Raw genomic sequence first — 2350 nt, forward strand, 5'->3', positions numbered from 1 at the left:
TACTGCTTCTGTTTGTATAAAGCTTAGAAATGAGCATTCCATTGTTGTGATGGTGAATGTTGATTTCTAGTCTTTGACTAGTTCGTTCTTTAAAAATTTGGGTATGTGATAGAAAGATAGACTGAACGTTACTTTCACTGGTAACGGATCAGGCTAAGGTAAAATTTGTGAGTTCTCTTAACTGAGAAATTCGAATTTTCGGCGAATGTCGTCTTCACAGTATAACCAGATTGCTTGGGGTTATATGGTCAAGTGAAGAAGCGCATACGGTGGATGCCTTGGCAGTCAGAGGCGATGAAAGACGTGGTAGCCTGCGAAAAGCTTCGGGGAGTCGGCAAACAGACTTTGATCCGGAGATGTCTGAATGGGGGAACCCAGCCATCATAAGATGGTTATCTTGTACTGAATACATAGGTGCAAGAGGCGAACCAGGGGAACTGAAACATCTAAGTACCCTGAGGAAAAGAAATCAACCGAGATTCCCTTAGTAGTGGCGAGCGAACGGGGACTAGCCCTTAAGTGGCTTTGAGATTAGCGGAACGCTCTGGAAAGTGCGGCCATAGTGGGTGATAGCCCTGTACGCGAAAATCTCTTAGTCATGAAATCGAGTAGGACGGAGCACGAGAAACTTTGTCTGAATATGGGGGGACCATCCTCCAAGGCTAAATACTACTGACTGACCGATAGTGAACTAGTACCGTGAGGGAAAGGCGAAAAGAACCCCGGAGAGGGGAGTGAAATAGATCCTGAAACCGTATGCGTACAAGCAGTGGGAGCCCACTTTGTTGGGTGACTGCGTACCTTTTGTATAATGGGTCAGCGACTTATTTTCAGTGGCGAGCTTAACCGAATAGGGGAGGCGTAGCGAAAGCGAGTCTTAATAGGGCGTCTAGTCGCTGGGAATAGACCCGAAACCGGGCGATCTATCCATGGGCAGGTTGAAGGTTGGGTAACACTAACTGGAGGACCGAACCGACTACCGTTGAAAAGTTAGCGGATGACCTGTGGATCGGAGTGAAAGGCTAATCAAGCTCGGAGATAGCTGGTTCTCCTCGAAAGCTATTTAGGTAGCGCCTCATGTATCACTGTAGGGGGTAGAGCACTGTTTCGGCTAGGGGGTCATCCCGACTTACCAAACCGATGCAAACTCCGAATACCTACAAGTGCCGAGCATGGGAGACACACGGCGGGTGCTAACGTCCGTCGTGAAAAGGGAAACAACCCAGACCGTCAGCTAAGGTCCCAAAGTTATGGTTAAGTGGGAAACGATGTGGGAAGGCTTAGACAGCTAGGAGGTTGGCTTAGAAGCAGCCACCCTTTAAAGAAAGCGTAATAGCTCACTAGTCGAGTCGGCCTGCGCGGAAGATGTAACGGGGCTCAAACCATACACCGAAGCTACGGGTATCACGTAAGTGATGCGGTAGAGGAGCGTTCTGTAAGCCTGTGAAGGTGAGTTGAGAAGCTTGCTGGAGGTATCAGAAGTGCGAATGCTGACATGAGTAACGATAATGGGTGTGAAAAACACCCACGCCGAAAGACCAAGGTTTCCTGCGCAACGTTAATCGACGCAGGGTTAGTCGGTCCCTAAGGCGAGGCTGAAAAGCGTAGTCGATGGAAAACAGGTTAATATTCCTGTACTTCTGGTTATTGCGATGGAGGGACGGAGAAGGCTAGGCCAGCTTGGCGTTGGTTGTCCAAGTTTAAGGTGGTAGGCTGGAATCTTAGGTAAATCCGGGATTCTAAGGCCGAGAGCTGATGACGAGTTATCTTTTAGATAACGAAGTGGTTGATGCCATGCTTCCAAGAAAAGCTTCTAAGCTTCAGGTAACCAGGAACCGTACCCCAAACCGACACAGGTGGTTGGGTAGAGAATACCAAGGCGCTTGAGAGAACTCGGGTGAAGGAACTAGGCAAAATGGCACCGTAACTTCGGGAGAAGGTGCGCCGGTGAGGGTGAAGGACTTGCTCCGTAAGCTCATGCCGGTCGAAGATACCAGGCCGCTGCGACTGTTTATTAAAAACACAGCACTCTGCAAACACGAAAGTGGACGTATAGGGTGTGACGCCTGCCCGGTGCCGGAAGGTTAATTGATGGGGTTAGCTAACGCGAAGCTCTTGATCGAAGCCCCGGTAAACGGCGGCCGTAACTATAACGGTCCTAAGGTAGCGAAATTCCTTGTCGGGTAAGTTCCGACCTGCACGAATGGCGTAACGATGGCGGCGCTGTCTCCACCCGAGACTCAGTGAAATTGAAATCGCTGTGAAGATGCAGTGTATCCGCGGCTAGACGGAAAGACCCCGTGAACCTTTACTATAGCTTTGCACTGGACTTTGAATTTGCTTGTGTAGG

The 2350-nt window shown here is 49.5% G+C and carries 1 rRNA gene; it reads left to right on the forward strand.

From position 1 onward, the window contains the following. Nucleotides 1–246 precede the first annotated feature (246 nt). A 23S ribosomal RNA gene (locus tag DK871_RS28205) occupies nucleotides 247–2350 on the forward strand; the annotation flags it as partial.

Origin of the sequence: Pseudomonas sp. L13 (assembly GCF_009935965.1) — a bacterium.
Lineage (GTDB): Bacteria > Pseudomonadota > Gammaproteobacteria > Pseudomonadales > Pseudomonadaceae > Aquipseudomonas > Aquipseudomonas lactis.